This is a genomic window from Streptomyces sp. JLBJ103 (assembly GCF_058215575.1).
In genome coordinates, this window is record NZ_CM177089.1 from 3,135,574 (window position 1) to 3,156,662 (window position 21,089).

Here is a 21,089-nt window from a genome sequence, read left to right on the forward strand (position 1 = left end):
CGCCGCCCCACCACGTTCCTCCCTTCAGCTCCGCCGGAGTTCGCAACCGGCGGTGGCCCTGTCCTCCGGGGCCTGTCGGAGGAGCGAGGAGGGGAGATGGACGATCGGGACACGCAGGAGACGGACGGCCGGTGGACCAGCCCTGACAAGTGGCAGGTCGCGATCGGGCTGTTGAGCCTTCTGGTGGCGATCGCCGCGTGCGCGGCACAGTTCCTGGAGTAGCCGCCGCACTTGAGGTCCGGACGGGGACCACGCTCGACGCCGACGGCGGCGAGGGTGCGACTACGAGGGCGTCCGGGCCCCCACCGCACGGCGCTGCCGCCCGCCCATGCACCGCTGCCGCACCTCATCTCGATGACATGACCCGTACACCCCTGCCCCGGTATAGCAAATCTGATGTACCGTCAGATTCATGCCCGCAGCGAAGCGCACCCGCAAGGTTGCCGTCGTCGGCGTCTCCCTCTCCGACTGCGGCCGTGTCGACACGGCCACCCCCTACGCGCTGCACGCCCAGGCCGCGCGCCGCGCGCTCGCCGACTCCGGGCTCGACCGCTCGGTCGTGGACGGCTTCGCCTCCGCCGGGCTGGGCACGCTTGCGCCGCTGGAGGTCGCCGAGTATCTGGGGCTGCGTCCCACCTGGGCCGACTCCACCGCCGTCGGCGGCTCCACCTGGGAAGTGATGGCCGCCCACGCCGCTGACGCGATCGCCGCCGGCCACGCCCGAGCCGTACTGCTGGTCTACGGCTCGACCGCCCGCGCGGACATCCGGTCCGGCCGCCGCACCGCCAACCTCTCCTTCGGGGCGCGTGGCCCCCTCCAGTTCGAGGTGCCCTACGGCCATACGCTCATCGCCAAGTACGCGATGGCCGCACGTCGCCATATGCATGAGTACGGCACCACACTCGAGCAGCTCGCGGACATCGCCGTTCAGGCGCGTGCCAACGCCGCACACAATCCGGATGCGATGTTTCGCGATCCGATCACCGTCGAGGATGTCCTGAGCGGGCCGATGATCGCCGACCCGTTCACCAAACTGCACTGCTGCATCCGCTCGGACGGCGGCTGCGCGGTGCTGCTGGCGGGCGAGGAGTACGTACCGGACACGGCCGCGCCGCCGGTGTGGGTGCTCGGCTCCGGTACCGCCCTCTCGCACACCACCATGTCCGAGTGGGACGACTTCACGGTCTCCCCCGCGGCGGTCTCGGGGCGCGCGGCGTTCGAGCGGGCGGGGGTGCGCCCGTCGGAGATCGATGTGGCGCAGCTGTACGACGCCTTCACCTATATGACCCTGGTGACCCTTGAGGACCTGGGCTTCTGCGCCAAGGGCGAGGGCGGGGCGTTCGCGGCGAAGGGGCGGCTGACGCTCGGCGGCGAGCTGCCCACCAACACCGACGGTGGGGGCCTCTCGGCCTGCCACCCCGGGATGCGCGGGCTGTTCCTGCTGGTCGAGGCGGTACGGCAGTTGCGCGGCGAGGCGGGCGAACGCCAGGTCCGCAAAGCGGACGGGCAACTGCCCGAGCTGGCCGTGGCATCGGGCACGGGCGGCTGGTTCTGCTCGTCGGGCACGGTGGTGCTCGGCCGCGGCTGACGGCCCGCCGCGCTTGCCCCTGCCGGGTCCGGATGATCGGATGGCCGGAACCGAGGGGCAGGCGAGCGTGCGCGGGGTGCGTGGGCGCGGGAGGCGGAGAACGTCCGATGAGCGGAGCCGAGGAGAACGAGCCCGGGGCACCCGGAGCGCCGGGGACCGGTGCGGTTGGTGGGGCCGGTGCGGCCGGTGGGGCCGGTGGGGCCGGTGCGGCCGGTGGGGCCGGTGAGACCAGTGCGGCCGACACGGTCGGCGACAGCGACGCGGTTGACAGCGACGCGGTTGACAGCGACGCGTCCTTCCAGGAGCTGCTGCGCGGACTGCGGGTGCGCCACGGCGGCGAACTGCCGGTCTTCGACCCGGAAAAGGCTCCGGACGCACCGCTTCCGCTGTTCCGGCGCTGGCTGCGTGAGGCTGCCGGGTCGGACGAACCGGCCCCGCACACCATGATGCTGGCCACCGCCGGGGCCGACGGCCGCCCGTCCCAGCGCATCGTGATGCTGCACGGCGCCGACGCCCACGGCTGGCACTTCGGCACCCATCACACCAGCCGCAAGGGCCGGGAGCTGACCGAGCGCCCGTACGCCTCGCTCGCGTTCCACTGGCCGCGCACCGGACGTCAGGTGCGGATCGGCGGCCGGGTCCACGCGGCCGGGGCCGAGGAGAGCGCGGCGGATCTGCGCGGCCGGTCCCCCGCCGCGCTCGCTGCCGCGCTGGCCGGGGCCGGGCGTCAGAGCGAGGTGCTCGGTTCGTACCAGGAGCTGGTGCGCGCCTTCGAGGCGGCGTACGAGCGGGCCGAACGGGAGCCGGACGCCACCGCCCCGAGCTGGACGCTGTACGTACTGGAGCCGGACGAGATGGAGTTCTACCAGGAGGAGGCGCGGCGGCGGCACGTACGGCTCCGCTACCGGCGCACCCCGGAGAAGCCCGGCGGCTGGCGGCGGGAGCTGCTCTGGCCCTGAGTGCCCTGAGGGCGCTGAAGGCCCTCAAGGCACTCAAGTCCGGGACCGACCTGGTCGGTTACGGCGACCCGTCGACGGCCAGGCGGGCGTGCAGATGGACATCGCGGGGCGCCCCGCCGAGGTCGAGGCGCGCCTGGCGCATCACGCCCTCGGGGACGTAACCGCAGCGGAGACCGACACGGCAGGACACCTCGTTGCCGATGTCGTGCCGGAGTTCCAGACGGTGCAGACCGAGGTCGTGGAAGGCCCAGCCGGTGACCGCCTGGACGGCGCGGGAGGCGATCCGGCGGTCCCGGGCCTCGGGCAGCACCCAGTAGCCGACGCGGGCGCTCCGCGCCCCGTAGTCGATCACGTTGAGGGAAACGTGGCCGCGGATCTCGGCGTCCTCCAGGACCGCGAACGACGCCGTGTCGCCGCGCCGCCAGCCGTCGGCCCGGCCATGGGTCCACGCCCGGGCGTCCTCCTCGTCGTCGATGAGGGCCACCGGGGTGTTCCACCGGCGGAAGTCGGGGTCGGTCAGCCCGCGCAGGGCGGCCCGGCGGTCGCCCGGGGTGTTCTCCCACGGGCGCAGCCGCAATCCAGGGGCCTGGAGCTCCACCGGTTTCAGCACCCGATCATTCAAGCAGCGGCTGGAAGACGGGAACAGGCGGCGCGGCGCCGTCGCGCGGGGCGCGGAAGGCGGCGCGGAGCGGCATCCCGATCCACAGCCCGGTCCCGTGGTGCGGATCGCCCGTGGGGCCGTCGACCAGTTCGGTCATCATCCGCGGCCCTTCGGCGAGATCGACGACGGCGGCGGTGTACGGAACGCGCTCGCCGAACGGCGGGAGGTCATTGCGGTGCACTACGGACCAGGTGTAGAGGGTCGCGTCGCCGCTCGCCTCCTCCCACGCCACGTCCTCGCTCCAGCAGTGCGGACAGAATTCGCGGGGGTAGTGGTGGGCGCGTACGCAGGCGGCACAGCGGCGGATCAGCAACCGGCCCTCGGCGGCGGCGTCCCAGTAGGGGCGGGTGAAGGCATCGGGCTCGGGCAGATCGAAGCGCGGAGCCGGTGGCGGGCCGGTGCCGGTGTGCGCCGCTCCGGCCGCGCCGCGGCCCGGCGCGGCGTTCGGCCCGGTGCTCGGTTCGGCGTTCGACCCGCCGCCCGGCGCGGCGTCCGGCGCGGCGCTGAACCCGGCGCTCACAGGAACAGCCCCCATGCCTCGTCCAGCGACCAGGTCTGCCAGCTCATACCGGCCAGCCCGACCAGCGAGATCAGCATCATCATGCTGTTCTGCCCCTGCTCGGCCCAGTCGTGGATCATGAGCAGGAAGTACAACAGGTTGAGGAGCAGACCGCCGATCAGCGCGACGGGGGTCAGCAGGCCGAGGATCAGCCCGAGACCGAGAGCCAGTTCGGCATAGACCACCACATACGCCATGGCCATGGGCCTCGGTGTGACGACGGCGTCGAAACCGCGCCGGACGAACGCCCAGCGATGCCCGTCCGCCACCCCCTTCGCCCAGGCGATACCGCTGCCGCTCCGGAACCAGCTCTTCTTGTCCTTGTGCCGCCAACTCTCCAGCCACCACAGCCCGAGCCCGATACGCAGCACCGCGAGCCATTCGGGGCCGCTGAGCCAGATCGTCCGCATGGTGTCCCCACCTCCTGCCCGGCTGATCCCCATCTCGATTCTGACGGTACGTCAGTTTCAAGGGTTGGACGAGCTGTACGCAAGGGGTAGGGGTAGCGGTACGTGCCGTGACCTTTCCGCAATCGATTCGGAATCCGTTTGACCGAAACCCGTCAAATACCCGACTACGCTCGCCCGCATGGCAGTCGACAGCTCCTCTCCGAAGTCCTCACCGGTGTATGTGATCGGCGGCGGACCGGGCGGACTCGCCACCGCCGCCACACTGCGCGAACGCGGGATCCACGCCGTGGTCCTGGAGAAGTCCGACGCGGTCGCCGCCTCCTGGCGCAACCACTACGACCGGCTGCGTCTGCACACCACCCGCCGACTGTCCGCGCTCCCCGGGCTCGCGATCCCCCGGTCGTTCGGGCGATGGGTCGCCCGGGACAACGTCGTCCGGTATCTGGAGTGCTACACCGAACACCATCGGCTGGAGGTCGTCACCGGGGTGGAGGTCTCCCGGATCGAGCGAACGACGGACAACACGGAGTGGATGCTGCGGGCCACGGGCGGCCGGGTACTGACCTCGCCGGTGGTCGTGGTCGCGACCGGCTTCAACCACACTCCGCGACTGCCGGACTGGCCGGGCCGCGCCACCTACACCGGCGAACTGCTGCACGCCGCGCACTACCGCGACGCCCGCCCCTACGCGGGTAAGGACGTCCTGGTGGTCGGGGTCGGCAACACGGGCGCGGAGATCGCGGTCGACCTCGTCGAGGGCGGCGCGGAGCGGGTACGGCTCGCGGTCCGCACCCCACCACACATCCTGCGCCGCTCGACGGCGGGCTGGCCCACGCAGCGCACCGGCATCCTGGTGCGGCGGCTGCCGCGGCCGGTGGTGGACCGCGCGGCGCGGGTGATCTGCCGGGTGAGCATGCCGGATCTGACCGAACGCGGACTGCCCCGGCCGGACACCGGGCTCTACACCCGGGTACGACAGGGCGCCATCCCGGTGCAGGACGTGGGGCTCGTCGACGCGGTGCGGAGGGGCACGGTGGAGGTGGTGACGGCGGTCGACTCCTTCGACCAGGACAAGGTAGTGCTGACGGACGGCACCCGGATCGGGCCCCAGGTCGTCATCGCGGCGACCGGCTACCGGCGCGGACTGGAGGAGCTGGTCGGCCACCTGGGCGTACTCGACACCCGCGGCCGCCCCCTCGCCCACGGCAGGCGCACCCTGAAGTCCGCCCCGGGACTGCACTTCACCGGCTACACCAACCCGATCAGCGGCATGCTGCGCGAACTGGCCATCGACGCGCGCAAGATCGCGAAAACCGTAGCCCGCACCACGTCCTGACCGCCCTGTTTTTCCGCTTCTTGACCACCCCCACTCCACCCGCCCCGGCCATCCCCGGCCGTCACGGTGCGTGTTATCCGCGCATCGAGGATTCCTGACACGCCCTCGCTTCAGTAGCCTGAACCAGAAAGTAATTTGACTGGTCGTCAGATCTTTGACTATTGGCCATCGAGCAGGAGTGGCGGACACCGATGCTTGGATCGACTCACGGCACCCTCACCACCAACTCCCGTCACGCCCGCGCCGTCGCCTGCGGACGGGCCCCCGGCCCCACCGTCCATGTCCACACCGGCTCAGCGGGTGCCGGGAGCGCCGAAGAGGCGGAGGACAGGGACGTCAGCGGCCGTCCGTTGCACGCCGACGTCCCCGACCTGGACCGCTTCTTCCGCCCCGAGTCGATGGCGCTCGTCGGCGCCTCCGACACCGAGGGCCGCCCCAACACCGGTATCACCCGGCAGCTCGTGGCCTGGGCCGAGCGGGTCGGCACCCGGCTGCACCCCGTACATCCCTCCCGTCCGTCCGTCTTCGGCATCCCCTGTGTCCCATCCGTGGCCGACCTGCCCGAACCGGTCGACCTCGCCGTGCTCCTCGTCCGCGACCCGCTCCCGCTGATCGAGGAACTGGGCGAGGCCAAGGTGAAGTTCGCCGTCGTCTTCGCCTCCGGCTTCGCCGAGACCGGCCCCGAGGGCGCCGCCGCCCAGGCACGGCTGACCACCGCGGCCCGCCGCGCCGGGCTGCGACTGCTGGGCCCCAACACCAACCTCAACGCCTTCGAGGAGTTCCGCGACGACCTCGAGGGGCCCGCCATCGCCCTGATCACCCAGTCCGGCCACCAGGGCCGCCCCGTCTTCACCCTCCAGGAGCTCGGCATCCGGCTCAGCCACTGGGCCCCGACCGGCAATGAAGCGGATCTGGAAGCGGCCGACTTCATCTCCTATTTCGCCACCCGGCCCGAGGTCGGAGCCATCGCCCTGTACGCGGAGGGGCTGAAGGACGGTCGCGGCTTCCTACTGGCCGCCGACCGGGCCGCCCGCGCCCAGGTGCCCGTCGTGGCCGTGAAGGTGGGCCGCACCGAGACCGGCACCCGCACCGCCGCCTCCCACACCGGCAAACTGACCGGCTCGGACGCGGTGGTGGACGCGGCCATGCGGCAGTTCGGCGTGATCCGGGTGGACGGCCTGGACGAGTTGCAGGACACCGCCGCGCTACTGGCCCGCGCCCGGCCCCCGCGCGCCGAGGGCGTGGTGGTGTATTCGATCTCCGGGGGCACCGGCGCCCACTTCGCCGACCTCGCCACCGCGGCCGGACTCCCCCTGCCCACGCTCTCCGCCGAGAAGCAGACCGAACTGCACCAGTGGATACCCGGCGATCTGAGCGTGGCCAACCCGGTCGACAACGGCGGCCATCCGGTCGGCGACTGGCGCGGCCGGAAGATCATCGACGCGATCCTCGCCGATCCGGCCGTCGGGGTGCTGATCTGCCCGATCACCGGCCCCTTCCCGCCTATGAGCGACCGTCTCGCCCAGGACCTGGTGGCCGCCGCCGAGCAGACCGACAAGCTGGTGTGCGTGGTGTGGGGCTCCCCGGTGGGCACCGAGGACGCCTATCGCACCACCCTGCTCGGCTCCTCCCGGGTGGCGACCTTCCGCACCTTCGCCAACTGCATCACCGCCGTCCGCGCCTATCTGGGCCACCACCGCTTCACCGCCGGCTACCGCTCCCCCTTCGACGACGCCCCGCGCACCCCCTCCCCCGCGGTGCGCAAGGTGCGCGGTCTGCTGCGGCCCGGCCAGCGGCTGAGCGAGCACGCGGCCAAGCAGCTGCTGCGGGCGTACGGCATCCGGGTGCCGCGCGAACAGCTGGTGACCAGCGCCGCCGCGGCCGTCCGCGCCGCCGGGCTGGTCGGCTACCCGGTCGTGATGAAGGCGTCCGCCCCGCAACTCGCCCACAAGACCGAACTCGGGCTGGTCAAGCTGGGGCTGACCTCCGCCAGCCAGGTCCGCGACACCTATCGCGAGCTCACCGACATCGCCCGCTACGAAGGAGTCGAACTCGACGGTGTCCTGGTCTGCCAGATGGTCCAGCGCGGTGTGGAGATGGTCGTCGGTCTCAGCCACGACTCCCTCTTCGGCCCCACGGTGACCGTGGGTGTCGGCGGTGTGCTCGTCGAGGTCCTGAACGACACCGCCGTACGTGTCCCCCCGTTCGGCGAGGACCACGCCCGCACGATGCTCGACGAACTGCGCGGCCGCGGCCTCCTCGACGGCGTCCGCGGCGCTCCCCCCTCCGATGTGGACGCCCTGGTCGAGGTGGTGCTGCGGGTCCAGCGCATGGCCCTGGAACTCGGCGACGACCTCGCCGAACTCGACGTCAACCCCCTGATGGTGCTGGAACGCGGCCAGGGCGCGGTGGCACTCGACGCACTCGCGATCTGCCGCTGAGCCCGCCGCACTCGTCCATCCGCCCGGTCTCCTCCGCCCCGCCGAGCGCGTCCACCCTGCCGAGCACACCGATGTCCGGAGCTCCCCCATGATGTCTCCCTCCCCCGAAGACTCCCTCGACTCCGTTGTACGGCACGCCACTGACAACGGAGTCTCGTGGATCACCCTCAACCGCCCGGCCGCGCTGAACGCCATCACCCCCGACCAGCGGGAAAGGCTGATTTCCCTGCTCGACGACGCCTCCGCCGACCCGGCGGTCCGGGCGGTCGTGCTCACCGCCACCGGCAAGGGGTTCTGCGCGGGCGCCGATCTGCGCGGCCCCTCCGCGAACGGGCGGCCGGACGAGACGGCGAACGGACGGCCGGGCGCGGCCGCGAACGGGCGGCCGGACGAGCGGATCCCCGGCGATGTGGCACGGCTGATCCAGGCGGGCGCGCAGCGGCTGATCGCCGCCGTACTCGACTGCGAGAAGCCGGTCATCGCCGCCGTGAACGGCACGGCGGCCGGGCTCGGCGCTCATCTCGCCCTCGCCTGCGATCTGGTGCTGGCCGCCGAATCGGCAACCTTCATCGAGGTGTTCATCCGCCGCGGACTGGTCCCGGACGGCGGCGGGGCCTATCTGCTGCCCCGGCTGACCGGTCCGCAGCGGGCGAAGGAGCTGATGTTCTTCGGCGACAGGCTGCCTGCCGCCGAGGCCGAACGGCTCGGCCTGGTCAACCGCGTCGTCCCGGACGCCGAACTGGCCGCGACCGCCCGCTCCTGGGCCGAACGCCTGGCCACCGGCCCCACCCGCGCCATCGCCCTCACCAAAGCGCTGGTGAACGCCTCGCTCGAATCGGGCCGGGCCGCCGCGTTCGCCGCCGAGGCGACGGCCCAGGAGATCAACATGACCACGGCGGACGCGGGTGAGGGCATCCGTGCGTTCGCCGAACGCCGCACCCCCGCCTATCGCGGCCGATGAGCGGTCGGCGATCGGGTCCGGTCGGGCACGCGCACGGGGCGGACGGGCGCACCGGGCGGGCCGGGCGGACCGGGTGCGAAAACCGTGGTCATCTCACTTCCTAACTGACGGTCCATCAGATTCAATGGAACGCATGATGGGACATGCCGGTATGGCCGCCACCGCCGTCCGCTATCTGCGCGCGGTCGGCTCACCGACCTCCGCCCCACGCGCGGTGGATCCACTGCCCCCGCCCGAGCTGCGCTGCGTCCGGGCGGGCGAGCGCGTTCCGTTCGGTCCGGCCGAATTCCGCCAGGTGCTGGGGCACTTCGCGAGCGGCATCACCGTGATCACGACCACCGACGAGGACGGCCCGGCGGGCTTCGCCTGCCAGTCGTTCACGTCGCTGTCCCTGGCTCCGCCGCTGATCGCCTTCATGGTCGCGCGTGCGTCCACCACCTGGCCGCGCATCGCCCGCGCCGGCGTCTTCTGCGTCAATGTCCTCGGCGCGGACCAGGGCGAGCTGTGCCGGGGCTTCGCGGTGAGCGCGTCCGTACGGCCGGACAAGTTCGCGGGTGTCGCCCATGAACCGTCCCCGGCCACCGGCTCCCCCCGGCTCACCGGCGTTCCGGCCTGGATCGACTGCACGGTGCACGCCGTGCACACCGGTGGCGACCATCTGGTCGTCGTCGGCCGGGTGGGCGCGCTCGGCACGGACGAGACGGCGGCGCGGACGGGGCCGCTGCTCTTCCACCGGGGCGAGTTCGGCGCCTTCACCCCCGCGTCGTAGCAACGAGCAGACCCGGCACCGGCCTCAGGCGGCGGACGGCACCGGTTCGGTCGCGACCGGCCCGGACCGCCGGATCACCAGCGCCATCAGGGCGGCCACCGCGCACAGTGCCCCCGACCCGTACCAGACGACGTCGTAGGAGCCGAACGTGTCGCGCGCCACGCCGCCCAGGAAGGCCACAAGCCCCGCCCCCACCTGGTGGGAGGCCAGCACCCAGCCGAAGACGATCGCGCTGTCCTCGCCGTAGCGCTCCCGGCACAGCGCCATGGTCGGCGGCACGGTGGCGACCCAGTCGAGTCCGTAGAAGACGATGAAGAAGATCATCGGCGGATGCACCGCGTCGGCCAGCAGGATCGGCAGGAACATCAGCGAGATCCCGCGCAGCGCGTAGTAGACGGCCAGCAGCCGCCGCGCGTCGAAGCGGTCGGTGAACCAGCCGGAGGCCACCGTCCCCAGGATGTCGAAGACCCCGATGACCGCGAGCAGGCTCGCGGCGGCCACCACCGGCATCCCGTGGTCGTGCGCCGCGGGGACGAAGTGCGTCTTGATCAGGCCGTTGGTCGACGCGCCGCAGATCGCGAAGGTCCCGGCGAGCAGCCAGAAGGTGCCGCCGCGGGCCGCGGAGGTGAGCGCGGTGACCGCGCGGCGGCCCGCGCCCCGCCGTGGCGCGGGCCGCGGGAGGGGCGGGCCGTCGGCGCCGTAGGCGGTGAGCCCCACATCCGAGGGGTAGTCGCGCATGAGCAGCCAGACGAACGGCACGATCGCGAGCGCGGAGAGCGCGACGGTCACGGCGGCGGCGCGCCAGTCGTGGTGTTCGACGATCCAGGAGAGCAGCGGCAGGAAGACCAGTTGCCCGGAGGCACCGCCCGCCGTGAGGATGCCGGTCACCAGCCCGCGCCGGGCGACGAACCACCGGTTGGCGATGGTCGCGGCGAACGCGAGCGCCATGGAGCCACTGCCGAGTCCCACCAGCACGCCCCAGCAGAGGATGAACTGCCATGCGGCGGTCATGAAGACCGTCAGCCCGCCGCCCGTGGCGATCACGATCAGCGCGCCGGCGATGACCTTACGGATGCCGAAGCGATCCATCAGGGCGGCCGCGAACGGCGCGGTGAGCCCATAGAGGGCGAGATTGACGGAGACCGCGAATCCGATCGTGCCGCGCGACCAGCCGAACTTCTCATGGAGCGGATCGATCAGCAGACCGGGCAGCGAGGCGAAACCAGCCGCCCCGATGATCGTCACAAACCCGACGGCGGCGACCAGCCATGCCCGGTGCGGGGCGCGATGGGGGAGGCGTACGCGAGGCGCCCGCGGGGCTCTCTCGGGCCGCCGCTCATCCTGTTCTGAGGCTCCGGGAAGTCCGGTTGTCTGTGTCACCGGACCAGGATCGGCACGGTGGCCACGACGAGCGAGTGGCCCGCGGGACAGCATTCGTTAGGATCGGGCCAGGCCCGTGTCCCGCGGTCTGTCTCGCTCTGGAGGTGGCGGATGTCCCGGCCGGAGACTGTCGTAAGGCCCCACCGGGTTGTGGTGCTCGCCCTGCACGGCGTGATCCCTTTCGAACTCGGCATCCCCTACCGGATCTTCGGCAAGGCCCGCTCCCCGGAGGGCCACCCCCTCTACGACGTGGTGACCTGCACCCCCGAGCCCGGGACGGTGCGGACCGACGCCGACTTCCCGATCACCGTGGAGCGTGGCCCGGAAGTCCTGGCCGGGGCCGACACCATCGTGGTGCCCGCCTCGTACGAACTCGGGCCGGTCTTCGAGGAGGGCAGACTGCCCGCGTCGCTCGCCGCGGCGCTCGCCCATGCCCGCCCCGGCACCCGCTGGGTGTCCATCTGCACAGGCGCCTTCGTGCTGGCGGCGGCCGGTCTGCTCGCCGGCCGCCCGGCCACCACCCACTGGCACAGCGCTGACCTCTTCCAGCGGCTCTTCCCGGCCATCACGCTCGACCCGGACGTTCTCTTCGTGGACGACGGCGATGTGCTCACCTCCGCCGGTGTCGCCTCCGGTCTCGATCTGTGTCTGCACATCGTGCGGCGCGACCACGGCGCGGCCGTGGCCAACGACGTCGCCCGGCGCAGTCTGGTGCCACCGCACCGCGACGGCGGCCAGGCGCAGTACATCCGCCGCCCGCTGCCCGAGCCCCAGCAGGCCACCACGACGACGGCGCGCGCCTGGGCCCTGGGACGTCTGGACCGCCCCATCTCGCTGCGCGAGCTGGCCGCCCAGGAGTCGATGAGCGTACGGACCTTAACCCGGCGCTTCCGCGAGGAGACCGGAGTCAGCCCTGGCCAGTGGCTGGCGGCGCAGCGGATCGAACGCGCGCGGCAGCTGCTGGAGGACACCGATCTGTCCGTGGACCGGATCGCGCGGGACGCGGGCTTCGGCACCCCCGCGTCGATGCGCCAGCACCTTCAGGCGGCGCTCGGTGTCTCGCCGACGGTCTACCGGCGCACTTTCCGCAGCGGGGCCGTGGCTTCCACCACCTCGCTGGAGACGGAGGTCAGAAGGTGAGCACGGCCCGTGCCACCCGCCCGTGGTGGGCGTCGTCGGCGGCCTTGGCGAAGTCCTCCACCGGATAGCTGCGGGTGATCAGTTCATCCAGCAGCAGTCTGCCCCGCCGGTAGAGGTCGGCGTACAGGGCGATGTCGCGCTGGGGGCGGGAGGATCCGTAACGGCAGCCCAGGATGGACTTGTCCAGATAGAGCGAGGAGACCTGGAAGGACGCTTCGGCGTCGGCGGGCGGAACGCCGAGCAGCACCGCCTGGCCGTGCCGGTCGAGCAGATCGACGGCCTGCCGGATGAGCTGGGTGGAGCCGACGCATTCGAAGACGTGGTCCGCGCCGGACGGCAGGATCTCCCGGGCGGCCTCGGCGGACGGGACGAAGTGGGTCGCGCCGAAATGCCGGGCCAGGGGCTCCTTGGCCGGGTTGGAGTCGACGGCCACGACGGTGGAGGCCGCGGCGATACGGGCGCCCTGGAGCGCATTGAGCCCGATCCCCCCGGCACCGATCACCACGACGGAGTCACCGCGGTCCACCCGGGCGCGGTTGAGCACGGCGCCGACGCCGGTGAGGACGCCGCAGCCGATGAGGGCGGCCGAGGTGAGCGGAATCTGCTCCGGAATCTTGACCGCCTGAACGGCCTTGACCAGAGTGCGTTCGGCAAAGGCCGAGTTCGAGGCGAAGTTGAACAGCCGCGCACCGCCGGGGCGGGAGAACGGCCGGGACGGCCGGCCGATGGCCGCACGGCACATGGTGGGACGGCCGCGGTCGCAGTCCGGACAGGTCCCGCAGTTGGCGAGGGTGGAGAGCGCGACATGGTCACCGGGGGTCACATGTCCGACGCCGGGGCCGACCGCCTCGACCACACCCGCCCCTTCGTGGCCGAGGACGACCGGGACGGGAAAGGGGATGGTGCCGTCGATGACCGACAGATCGCTGTGGCAGAGCCCGGCGGCGGCGACGCGCACCAGAACCTCGCCGGGGCCGGGGTCCCGTATCTCCAGGTCGTCGACGACCCGTGGCTCCGTGCCGTCGAAGACGACGCCTCGCATCCTCATCACACTCCCCGATCCCTGGCGTTGGTGTTCCGTGGATGTCCCGGGCGCCTCGGGTCTCTCACGGTTCTCACGGCTGGCACGGCTCGCCCGGTTCTCGCTGCTGGCGCTCTCGCTGCTCGTCACGCTCTCACCGCTTGCACCGCTCGCACCGCTCGCACCGCTCGCACCGCTCGCACCGCTCTCATGAGACCCAGACAACCGACTGGAGTTCGCTGTACGCGTGCAGGCCGAACGAGCCGCCGTCGCGGCCTACTCCGCTGTCCTTGAACCCGCCGAACGGGGTCTCGGGGTGGCGCTGGACGGTGTTGATGCCGACGTTTCCGCTGTGCAGGCGGGCGGCGAGGGACCAGGCGCGGCCCGCGTCGGCGCTGAAGACGTAGTCGTAGAGGCCGTACGGGGTCCCGTTCGCGATCCGCACCGCCTCGTCCTCGTCGTCGAACGGCAGGGCCACCACGACCGGGCCGAACACCTCCTCCTGCGCGATGGTCATCGCGGGGTCGGCGTCGGCGACGAGGGCGGGGGCGGCGTAGAAGCCGGGTTTGAGGGCGGGGCGTTCACCGCCCACGACCACACGGGCGCCCTGTTCACGGGCTCCGGCGAGATACGCCTCGACGCGGTCGCGCTGGGCCGCGGAGATCAGCGGGCCGACGATCGTGGAGTTATCCACAGGGTCACCGATCTTGAGTGACCGTGCGTAGTGTGTGAGTGCGGCGATGACCTGCTCGTACAGCGATCGATGGACGAGCACGCGGGTCGGCGCCGTGCAGATCTGCCCGCTGTGAAAGGAGAAGGTCGAACCGACCGCCCCGACCGCCGACGCGATCACTCGCTCGTCGGCGTCCCCCAGGACGATGGCCGCGCCCTTGCCCCCGAGTTCCATCAGGGTGCGCTTCATCGACCGCCCCGCGGATTCGGCGATCTTCCTCCCCACGGTGGTGGATCCGGTGAAGCTGACCATGTCGACGCCGGGGTGGGCGACCAGCGCCTCGCCCACCGCCGCGCGCGAGCCGGTGACGACATTGAAGGCACCGTCCGGGAGCCCGGCCTCCTTCAGCAGCGGGCCGAGTTCAAGACAGCAGAGCGGATCCTGCGGGGCCGGTTTGGCCACGACCGTATTGCCCATGGCCAGGGCCGGGGCGACCTTGCCCGCGAGATTCGCGAGAGGGAAGTTGTAGGAGGTGATACAGGCGACCACACCCAGAGGGCGGCGGACCGCGGCCGCCCCGATGAGCCCGCCGGGCGCCAGCGGGGTGGCGGCCACGGGCAGCGGGGCGAGCGGAAGGGTGTCCGGTTCGACGGCGCCGCGCGCATAGCGGCGGAAGCGGTCGACGGCCGGGGGCACTTGCAGCGCCGAGGTGACGCGCAGCGTCGCGCCGGTCTCCGCCTGGAGAAGGGGCACCAGGTCCGGAGAGCGCTCGGCAAGCAGGGCGGTCACGCGATCGAGTACGGCGGCGCGCTCCCGTGGGGCGGTGCGCGACCAGCCGTCGTACGCGGCGCGGGCGGCCCGGACCGCGGCGTCGACATCCGCCTCGGCCGCCTCGGGGGCATGGCCGACGGTCTCCTCGGTGGCGGGATTGACCACGGGGTAATGCCCCTGGCCGGGCGCCCGCCAGGCGCCACCGATCCAGTGTCCGTACGCACTCTGCCGGTCTGTGGTCATCGGCGTGATTCCTTGGGGAGGTGAAGTACCCGCTCGGCGATGATGTTGCGCTGGATCTCGTCCGAGCCGCCATAGATGGTGTCGGCACGGGAGAAGAGGAAGAGACGCTGGGAAGCGTCGAGTTCATAGGGGTGTTCCGCGGTCCAGCACGTTGGGCCCAGTGCGGCCGCCGCACCCCTGACCTGCACCGCCAGCTCGCCAAGGCGCTGATGCCAGCCGCCCCACAGCAACTTGGCGACGCTGGGCGCGCCCGGATCCTGTGCGGCGCCGAGCGTGCGCAGGGCGTTCCAGCGCATCACCTTCAGCTCGGCCCACTGCTGTACCAACCGGTCGCGCAGCACGGGTTCATGGGCGGCCCCGGTCTCCAGGGCCTGTTCCACGACCCGGCCGAGCTCCTGGGCGAAGCCGATCTGCTGGGCAAGGGTGGAGACCCCGCGCTCCACCGCGAGCAGGCCCATGGCCACCTGCCAGCCGTGGCCCGCGCCGCCGACGAGGTGTTCGGCGCGGGCCACGGCCCCGTCGAAGAACACCTCGTTGAACTCCGCGGTCCCGGTCAGCTGCCGGATCGGCCGCACCTCGATCCGGCCCGGCTGGTCCATCGGCACCAGCAGAAAGGAGAGTCCATGGTGGCGCTGTGAGTTCCGCTCGGTGCGCGCCAGCACAAAGCACCAGTCCGCCTCCCGGGCAAGGGACGTCCAGATCTTCTGCCCGGTGATGCGATAGGTGTCCTCGCCCGGGGCGCGGACGGCGCGGGTCCGCACCCCGGCGAGGTCCGAGCCCGCGTCCGGTTCGCTGTAGCCCTGGCACCACAGCTCCTCGCCGCGCGCGATGGCGGGCAGGAAACGTGCGCGCTGGGCGGTGTCGCCGTAGGCGAGCAGGGTGGGCGCGAGGAGGTTCTCGCCGATGTGCCCGAGCCGGGCGGGCGCCCCGGCGCGGGCGTACTCCTCGGCCCAGACGACCTGCTGGGTCAGGGTGGCGGCCCGGTTTCCGTAGGTACCGTGCGTGCGGTCCCAGCCGAGGCCGATCCAGCCGCCGTCGCCGAGCGCGCGCTCCCACTTCCGGTGTGCTGCCGCCCGGCCGTCCTGCCCAGGCGGCAGGGCGCGCAGGGCCGCGAACGGACCGGCGACATGCTCCTCGAGCCAGGCCCGCGCCTCACCGCGGAACCGCTCGTCCTCCGCCCCGAAAGCGAAGTCCACAACCTCTCCCCTCTCCCATGCGGCCGTACCCGACGGCGGAGTGGTCCCCGGTGGGGTTGGCAGCTGCTGTTCATTGAAGGCACTTGGGTGCGTTTTGGTGTGCGCGGGTGAGTATCGACGACCGTGCGACGAGCCTTCGAAGTGGTGGGAGGGAACGGGAGTTCTTGTGTCGCATGCGTGACCTCTTCGCACTGGTGCTCGTTGGGTGCGGTGACGGGACATATTCGAGTCGCGTAGGGGTGGGGGATGGGCGGGCTGCGGGAGATGGCGGCGCCGTTCGTGGCGCCCGGCCCGGCCGGGGTGGCCATCCGCGCCGGTCTCAAGGGCCTGACCGGTCAGGACGAGATGGTCCTGCGCCTGGTCGGTGGCTGGCTGGGCTCTCTGGCTTCCCGGGACTGGAAGGCCCGCTGCGCGGCTGGGCTGGACCACGACAGTGACCGGTGGGCGCAGCGGAAGCGGGCGTTGACCGGTCAGTCCTCCTCGCGTTGGGCGGGCAGCCTTACCAAGGCCACGCATGATCAGTGGGCGTTGGCCCGGCGTGGTCAGCTCGCGTATATCCAGTCCCTTGAGGCCGGTGTTCGTACGATCGCTCGTCGGCTGTCGCTGCCGGTCGGGGCGAAGGGAGCGCGGGGCTTGCCGGGTGGTTACCGTTCCCGGCAGGAGTGGTTCGCCAAGTCCCGGCGCCTGCATGTGCTCCAAGACCGGCTGAGGGGAGAGCGGGCCGATCGTGCGAGCGGACGCGTGCGTGTGGTGCGCGGTGGCAAGAAGCTGCTGTGCAACCGGCACAACCTCCAAGCAGCCCGGCTGACCGAGACCGAGTGGCGGCTGCGATGGGAGGCTGAGCGCTGGTTCCTCCAGGCCGACGGCGAGTCCGGGAAACGCTACGGGAACGAGACGATCCGGGTCAGCCCCGGCGGTGAGGTGAGCATCAGGCTTCCCGCGCCGCTGGCCCGGCTGGCGAACAGCCCCCACGGCCGGTATGTGCTGGCCTGCCGGGTCGGCTTCCGGCACCGGGGCCAGCAGTGGGCTGACCGTATCGCGGCCAACCGCGCCGTGGCGTACCGCATCCACCTCGATGTGCAGCGTGGCCGCTGGTACCTGACCGCCTCCTGGCAGATCCCACCGGTGAGAACGATGCCGTGGGAGGCGGTCCGGTCCGGCGGGCTGATCGGGGTGGACACCAACGCCGACCACCTGGCCGCCTGGCGCCTGGACGCCCACGGCAACCCGGTCGGCGAGCCCCGCAGGTTCGATTACGACCTGTCCGGCAGCGCAGCGCACCGGGACGCGCAGGTACGGCATGCGATCATCCGCCTCCTGCACTGGACCGAACGCCACGGTGCGGCCATCGCGATCGAGGACCTGGACTTCCAAGCGGACACCACCCGGGAGAAGCACGGGCGCAGGAAGCGGTTCCGCAAGCTGATCTCCGGCATGCCCACCTCCAAGCTGCGGGCACGACTGGTATCGATGGCCGCCGAACTCGGCATCACCATCGTTGCCGTCGATCCCGCCTACACCAGCCGCTGGGGCGCCCAGCACTGGCAAAAGCCCCTCACCAGCAAGAAGAGAAAGACCACTCGCCATCACGCGGCAGCGGTGGCGATCGGCAGGCGCGCCCTGGGGCACCCGATCCGGCGACGGACGGCACCGCCCCCGCACGACCAGAGCGATCATGCGGGGCATCGGACCGTCCAGGCCACATCGAGTACCCCGAGGCGTGAGGAAACCCGCCCCCGCATTCCCGGACCACGAACACGATCCGTCGACGCCGGATGCGGAGCGAAAGCGGGGGACCAGTGTGCCCACAACCGTTCGCAGCACACGACTGAGCACGAGTTCTGGCATCAGGACTCACTTCCGCTCAGCATCTAGGAACGGTTAGGCATTGGGGCGTTGGTTGCCGGCCGCCGCCCGGGCCATCGCTTCCAGCTGTGCCAGCATCGGCATCGGGTCGGTGCCGACCGTGCCCGGAAGGAAGTCGGCGATCTTCTCCGGGGTCCAGGCGCCGTCCGCGTACCCGGCGCGCAGCTCCCGCGGTTGGGCCCAGACAGCGATCTTGGGGCCCGCGACGGTATAGACCTGCCCGGTGATCCGCTCCGCGCGGGCGCGTTCGCTCAGCAGATAGACCACGAGTGCCGCCACATCCTCCGGTTCGCCGATCTCCTTGAGCTCCATCGGAACGTTGGCGGACATCCGGGTGCGGGCGACCGGGGCCACACAGTTCGCGGTGACCCCGTATTTGTGCAGGCCCAGCGCGGCACTTCGGACCAGCGAGATGATCCCGCCCTTGGCGGAGGCGTAGTTGGCCTGGGCGACGCTTCCCTGGTGATTGCCGCTGGTGAAGCCGATCAGGGTGCCGGAGCGCTGCCCTCGCATCACGGCCGCCGCGGCCCGGAAGACCGTGAAGGTGCCCTTGAGGTGGGTGGCGACCACCGGGTCCCACTCCTCCTCGGTCATATTGAAGAGCATCCGCTCACGCAGGATCCCGGCGACGCAGACGACGCCGTCGAGCCGACCGAACCGTGCGAGGGCGGTGTCCACGATCCGCTGGCCACCGGCCATGGTCGAGACATCGTCGGCGACCGCGACCGCCGCACCGCCCGACCCCGACCCCGTCGCCGCCTTGGCCTCGATCTCCTTGACCACGGCCTCGGCGACCTCGCTGGTCGGCTCGGCTCCCTCGATCGAGACCCCGTAGTCGTTGACGACGACCTTCGCCCCCTCGGCCGCGCAAGCCAGGGCCACGGCTCGTCCGATGCCACGCCCGGCCCCGGTGACGGCGATCACCTTGCCGTCCAAGAAGTTGCCCACGTCGCGTCCCCTCCCGGAGTTTCTGACGGTCCGTTAGATTTTTGAGCAGAGGCGGCCCGAGTACAAGCCCTCGAACGGAAACCACGAAGGAGACGCCATGTCGCTGCCGGCCGAGTTCCACGAGATCGCGAAGCGCGTCAACAACTGGGGCCGATGGGGGCCCGCGGATGAGATCGGGACCCTCAACCTGATCACCGACGAGGTGGTCCGGGAGGCTGCGGCGACGATACGGACCGGTCGCCGCGTCCCCCTCGCGATCCCGCTGCACCAGGACGGCATCCAGACCGGAATGATCCCCGGGCGGGTCAACCCCCTGCACGCCATGGTCGCCGTCAATATGGAGATGTTTGGTCCAGGCACCGTCGCCACCAGCGACGACGCCGTGACCATGGGCCTCCAGGCGGGCACCCACTGGGACGGGCTCGGCCATGTCTCGCACTCCGGCAGGATCTACAACGGCCGCCCCGCCGACTCCATCACCGCCCACGCCCGCGCCGCGTTCAGCGGCATCGAGAAGGCGCGCCATATCGTCTCCCGGGGAGTGCTCCTCGATGTGGCGCGCGCCCGCGGCGCGGACCGGCTGCCCGAGGGACATCCCGTCACCCCTGAAGACCTCGACGCGGCCGAGGAGCTGGCCGGAGTGACGGTGCGCTCCGGCGACATCGCGCTCATCCGGACCGGTCAGATCCAACGCTGTCTGGCGGGTGAGAAGGAGGCGTACGCGTTCCCCTCACCCGGGCTGTCGATCCGCACTCCGGAGTGGTTCCACGCGCGCGATGTGGCCGCGGTCGCCAATGACACGCTCACCTTCGAGATCTTCCCACCGGAGATCGAGGATCTATGGCTGCCCGTACACGCCCTGGACCTTGTCGAGATGGGCATGATGCAGGGCCAGAACTGGAACCTGGAGGAGTTGGCGGCAGCCTGCGCCGACGAGGGTCGCTGGGCGTTTCTGCTGTCGGCCACACCCGAGCCGTTCACCGGCGGCACGGGCTCCCCCGTCGCCCCCGTGGCGATCCTCTGACGGCGCGCAACCGGCACCCCCGCCGCCCCCGCCGCCCCCGGCGGCCAAGCGGCCGGGTAACCAAGCGGCGAGGGGACTAGCGGGTCATCGGGCGGCGGTGCGCACATGCACACCCCGAGCACGGCACCGCGCACCGCCGCCCGGCTCCGGCGCTGAGCCCTGTTCAGCCACCGGGCCGCGACCCGCACTCGCCAAGGAACGACTCTCTGAACTCAGAGCCCACAGAGCCATCAACGCCCTCGACGTCCCCTCACGACGAATCGCTGATCCTAGAGTGATCAACCGACCACGTCACGTCAACACCTGGTCTGGACTTTGCCGAGTTCGCCCTATTTGCGAGGGGGTATGAGCGGTTCCGCGGGCGGCCAGAAAGGGATCTTCGCGCTTCTCGCGGTCGATCTCGCACCAGATGCGCTTGCCCGCGCCTTCCGCCTGCCAGCCCCAGCGGTCGGCAAGTCCGTCAACCAGCTCCAGACCGCGGCCGTTCGTGGCCTCCTCATCGGCACAGCGCTGCCGGGGCGCACGGGTGCTGGTGTCCGCGACCTCGACCCGGACGGTCCCGAAGCCCGGCCCCCTGCCCGCGAACGATCCACCTCCGCCGACCGCACCACCGCCACCGCTTCCGGCGCTACTCCCGACGCCTCCGCCGCTTCCGGCACCACCGCCCGCGGCGGACTGCTCGGGCAAGAGCATCCGCAGCACCGCGGGACAGCCCGTGTGCACCACGGCATTGGTGACAAGCTCGGAAATCAGCAGGATCAACGTATCGGCGAGCGCCTCATCGGCCGCGATCCCGGTACCGGCGAGACGCGAGCGCGCCCACCGGCGGGCCCGGCTCACCTCCGCGGGATCCGGCCTGACCTCCATCTGCATCTGAAGCACCTGCACCGCTCACACCATCCGAACCGGCGGACACATCGCCTCGTACCTCCAAGAGGTCACGGACCGTGACTCACTTGCGAGACAGCATGGTTGACGTACAGTCACCCCAACAAGCGCTTCGGTCATATTCCAGCGCCAAGGAGTATGCGTGGGGCATACTGTGCGACGCACGGTACGCGGACTCGAACATCGAGCCCGAACCACCGCACACCCCGCGCGACCGGGGCGCATCGGCATGCCCGGAGTCGCCCCACGGGCAAC

19 protein-coding genes are annotated in these 21,089 nt (G+C 71.4%); 10 read left to right on the plus strand and 9 right to left on the minus strand.

Features of this window, described 5'->3' with window-relative positions; all coding sequences use genetic code 11:
* Nucleotides 1–96: 96 nt before the first annotated feature.
* The 3 genes from AC4BEG_RS13555 to AC4BEG_RS13565 all read left to right on the plus strand — a co-directional run bounded on the left by AC4BEG_RS13555 (nt 97) and on the right by AC4BEG_RS13565 (nt 2,547).
* Nucleotides 97–222: a hypothetical protein gene (locus tag AC4BEG_RS13555; protein ID WP_490706146.1), complete on the plus strand. Its 126-nt coding sequence runs from the start codon at nt 97–99 to the stop codon at nt 220–222.
* Nucleotides 223–412: 190 nt separating this feature from the next.
* On the plus strand, nt 413–1,588 hold the full coding sequence (locus tag AC4BEG_RS13560) for a thiolase C-terminal domain-containing protein (RefSeq protein WP_490706147.1): 1,176 nt from the start codon (nt 413–415) through the stop codon (nt 1,586–1,588).
* A 107-nt stretch (nt 1,589–1,695) separates the two neighbouring features.
* Nucleotides 1,696–2,547, plus strand: coding sequence for a pyridoxine/pyridoxamine 5'-phosphate oxidase (locus AC4BEG_RS13565; RefSeq protein ID WP_490706148.1), 852 nt, complete (start codon nt 1,696–1,698; stop codon nt 2,545–2,547).
* Nucleotides 2,548–2,605: 58 nt separating this feature from the next.
* On the opposite strand, the gene AC4BEG_RS13570 is transcribed toward AC4BEG_RS13565, so the two are convergent.
* The 3 genes from AC4BEG_RS13570 to AC4BEG_RS13580 all read right to left on the minus strand — a co-directional run bounded on the left by AC4BEG_RS13570 (nt 2,606) and on the right by AC4BEG_RS13580 (nt 4,177).
* Nucleotides 2,606–3,157 (minus strand): GNAT family N-acetyltransferase, encoded by a 552-nt coding sequence (locus tag AC4BEG_RS13570; protein WP_490706149.1) that lies wholly within the window; start codon nt 3,155–3,157, stop codon nt 2,606–2,608.
* Nucleotides 3,158–3,161: 4 nt separating this feature from the next.
* On the minus strand, nt 3,162–3,578 hold the full coding sequence (locus AC4BEG_RS13575) for a Zn-ribbon domain-containing OB-fold protein (RefSeq protein WP_490707080.1): 417 nt from the start codon (nt 3,576–3,578) through the stop codon (nt 3,162–3,164).
* Between the two features lie 146 nt (nt 3,579–3,724).
* A complete protein-coding gene (locus AC4BEG_RS13580; RefSeq protein WP_490706150.1) occupies nt 3,725–4,177 on the minus strand; it encodes a DoxX family protein in 453 nt (150 codons plus the stop codon).
* 178 nt (nt 4,178–4,355) lie between these two features.
* Between AC4BEG_RS13580 and AC4BEG_RS13585 the strand changes: the two genes are divergently transcribed.
* From AC4BEG_RS13585 to AC4BEG_RS13600, 4 genes are all read left to right on the plus strand, one after another.
* Nucleotides 4,356–5,513 carry a flavin-containing monooxygenase gene (locus AC4BEG_RS13585; RefSeq protein ID WP_490706151.1) on the plus strand — a complete coding sequence of 386 codons (1,158 nt, stop codon included), beginning with the start codon at nt 4,356–4,358 and terminating at the stop codon, nt 5,511–5,513.
* Between the two features lie 191 nt (nt 5,514–5,704).
* Complete coding sequence (locus AC4BEG_RS13590) at nt 5,705–7,954, plus strand: acetate--CoA ligase family protein (RefSeq protein ID WP_490706152.1); 2,250 nt, start codon at nt 5,705–5,707, stop codon at nt 7,952–7,954.
* An 88-nt stretch (nt 7,955–8,042) separates the two neighbouring features.
* Nucleotides 8,043–8,915, plus strand: a complete 873-nt coding sequence (locus AC4BEG_RS13595) for an enoyl-CoA hydratase/isomerase family protein (protein WP_490706153.1) — start codon at nt 8,043–8,045, stop codon at nt 8,913–8,915.
* A 124-nt stretch (nt 8,916–9,039) separates the two neighbouring features.
* Complete coding sequence (locus tag AC4BEG_RS13600) at nt 9,040–9,684, plus strand: flavin reductase family protein (RefSeq protein WP_490706154.1); 645 nt, start codon at nt 9,040–9,042, stop codon at nt 9,682–9,684.
* A gap of 24 nt (nt 9,685–9,708) precedes the next feature.
* On the opposite strand, the gene AC4BEG_RS13605 is transcribed toward AC4BEG_RS13600, so the two are convergent.
* Nucleotides 9,709–11,064: an MFS transporter gene (locus AC4BEG_RS13605; protein ID WP_490706155.1), complete on the minus strand. Its 1,356-nt coding sequence runs from the start codon at nt 11,062–11,064 to the stop codon at nt 9,709–9,711.
* 111 nt (nt 11,065–11,175) lie between these two features.
* Here AC4BEG_RS13605 and AC4BEG_RS13610 point away from each other — a divergent pair, with 111 nt between their 5' ends.
* Nucleotides 11,176–12,204: a GlxA family transcriptional regulator gene (locus AC4BEG_RS13610; RefSeq protein WP_490706156.1), complete on the plus strand. Its 1,029-nt coding sequence runs from the start codon at nt 11,176–11,178 to the stop codon at nt 12,202–12,204.
* Here AC4BEG_RS13610 and AC4BEG_RS13615 read toward each other — a convergent pair.
* From AC4BEG_RS13615 to AC4BEG_RS13625, 3 genes are all read right to left on the minus strand, one after another.
* Entirely contained in the window at nt 12,194–13,246 is a 1,053-nt protein-coding gene (locus AC4BEG_RS13615; protein WP_490707081.1) for a Zn-dependent alcohol dehydrogenase, read from the minus strand. The genes AC4BEG_RS13610 and AC4BEG_RS13615 overlap by 11 nt on opposite strands.
* A 187-nt stretch (nt 13,247–13,433) precedes the next feature.
* The gene (locus AC4BEG_RS13620; RefSeq protein ID WP_490706157.1) at nt 13,434–14,912 is read right to left on the minus strand and encodes an aldehyde dehydrogenase family protein; all 1,479 of its coding nucleotides are present in this window, start codon (nt 14,910–14,912) and stop codon (nt 13,434–13,436) included.
* Nucleotides 14,909–16,108, minus strand: a complete 1,200-nt coding sequence (locus tag AC4BEG_RS13625; RefSeq protein WP_490706158.1) for an acyl-CoA dehydrogenase family protein — start codon at nt 16,106–16,108, stop codon at nt 14,909–14,911. Before AC4BEG_RS13625 ends, AC4BEG_RS13620 begins: the two co-directional genes overlap by 4 nt.
* A gap of 246 nt (nt 16,109–16,354) precedes the next feature.
* Here AC4BEG_RS13625 and AC4BEG_RS13630 point away from each other — a divergent pair, with 246 nt between their 5' ends.
* Nucleotides 16,355–17,983, plus strand: a complete 1,629-nt coding sequence (locus tag AC4BEG_RS13630; protein WP_490706159.1) for a nuclease/transposase family protein — start codon at nt 16,355–16,357, stop codon at nt 17,981–17,983.
* Nucleotides 17,984–17,989: 6 nt separating this feature from the next.
* On the opposite strand, the gene AC4BEG_RS13635 is transcribed toward AC4BEG_RS13630, so the two are convergent.
* Nucleotides 17,990–18,922, minus strand: a complete 933-nt coding sequence (locus AC4BEG_RS13635) for an SDR family oxidoreductase (protein WP_490706160.1) — start codon at nt 18,920–18,922, stop codon at nt 17,990–17,992.
* Nucleotides 18,923–19,019: 97 nt separating this feature from the next.
* On the opposite strand from AC4BEG_RS13635, the gene AC4BEG_RS13640 reads away from it, so the two are divergent.
* Nucleotides 19,020–19,946, plus strand: coding sequence for a cyclase family protein (locus tag AC4BEG_RS13640; RefSeq protein ID WP_490706161.1), 927 nt, complete (start codon nt 19,020–19,022; stop codon nt 19,944–19,946).
* 291 nt (nt 19,947–20,237) lie between these two features.
* On the opposite strand, the gene AC4BEG_RS13645 is transcribed toward AC4BEG_RS13640, so the two are convergent.
* Entirely contained in the window at nt 20,238–20,834 is a 597-nt protein-coding gene (locus AC4BEG_RS13645; RefSeq protein ID WP_490706162.1) for an ATP-binding protein, read from the minus strand.
* Nucleotides 20,835–21,089 lie beyond the last annotated feature (255 nt).

Coding starts and splice junctions, on each gene's coding strand:
- AC4BEG_RS13555 (WP_490706146.1), top strand. CDS start 97: ATGGACGATCGGGACACGCAGGAGACGGACGGCCGGTGGACCAGCCCT.
- AC4BEG_RS13560 (WP_490706147.1), top strand. CDS start 413: ATGCCCGCAGCGAAGCGCACCCGCAAGGTTGCCGTCGTCGGCGTCTCC.
- AC4BEG_RS13565 (WP_490706148.1), top strand. CDS start 1,696: ATGAGCGGAGCCGAGGAGAACGAGCCCGGGGCACCCGGAGCGCCGGGG.
- AC4BEG_RS13580 (WP_490706150.1), bottom strand. CDS start 4,177: ATGCGGACGATCTGGCTCAGCGGCCCCGAATGGCTCGCGGTGCTGCGT.
- AC4BEG_RS13585 (WP_490706151.1), top strand. CDS start 4,356: ATGGCAGTCGACAGCTCCTCTCCGAAGTCCTCACCGGTGTATGTGATC.
- AC4BEG_RS13590 (WP_490706152.1), top strand. CDS start 5,705: ATGCTTGGATCGACTCACGGCACCCTCACCACCAACTCCCGTCACGCC.
- AC4BEG_RS13595 (WP_490706153.1), top strand. CDS start 8,043: ATGATGTCTCCCTCCCCCGAAGACTCCCTCGACTCCGTTGTACGGCAC.
- AC4BEG_RS13600 (WP_490706154.1), top strand. CDS start 9,040: ATGGAACGCATGATGGGACATGCCGGTATGGCCGCCACCGCCGTCCGC.
- AC4BEG_RS13610 (WP_490706156.1), top strand. CDS start 11,176: ATGTCCCGGCCGGAGACTGTCGTAAGGCCCCACCGGGTTGTGGTGCTC.
- AC4BEG_RS13615 (WP_490707081.1), bottom strand. CDS start 13,246: ATGCGAGGCGTCGTCTTCGACGGCACGGAGCCACGGGTCGTCGACGAC.
- AC4BEG_RS13620 (WP_490706157.1), bottom strand. CDS start 14,912: ATGACCACAGACCGGCAGAGTGCGTACGGACACTGGATCGGTGGCGCC.
- AC4BEG_RS13630 (WP_490706159.1), top strand. CDS start 16,355: ATGGGCGGGCTGCGGGAGATGGCGGCGCCGTTCGTGGCGCCCGGCCCG.
- AC4BEG_RS13640 (WP_490706161.1), top strand. CDS start 19,020: ATGTCGCTGCCGGCCGAGTTCCACGAGATCGCGAAGCGCGTCAACAAC.